Here is a 324-nt window from a genome sequence, read left to right as displayed (position 1 = left end):
CTGCGCCCAGCGCCACGTCGTTCGCGTAGTTCGACACCGCACCCATACCGATTGCCACCGAGTCCTTGCCCCGCGCCGACGAATCCGCGCCCGTCGAGTTCGCGTGGAAGTACTTCGTGCCCTTCTCATACACGTTCGTTACCTGGTCGCCGAGGTTGGTGATCGACTTGGTGTTCTGGTCCACCTGCTGGTTGGTTGCGTACAGCTGCGAGCCATTCACCGCGTCCTTGCTCGTCGACGACAGGTCACCTGCGGCCACGTTCTTGATCGTCGTGCCATTGTTGTCACCACCCAGCGTGATCGTGCCCTTCGCGGCATTGTCGT

The 324-nt window shown here is 61.7% G+C and carries 1 pseudogene; it reads right to left on the bottom strand.

Annotated features, from left to right (window positions below):
• Nucleotides 1-324 (bottom strand): annotated as a pseudogene (locus AB3X86_RS38425) (hypothetical protein); the annotation flags it as partial.

It is taken from the genome of Paraburkholderia sp. BR14374, assembly GCF_040948685.1.
In the GTDB taxonomy this organism is placed as follows: Bacteria; Pseudomonadota; Gammaproteobacteria; order Burkholderiales; family Burkholderiaceae; genus Paraburkholderia; species Paraburkholderia youngii.
Note: the sequence above shows the minus strand (reverse complement) of the source record. Positions and strands in the feature narration are given on the sequence as shown.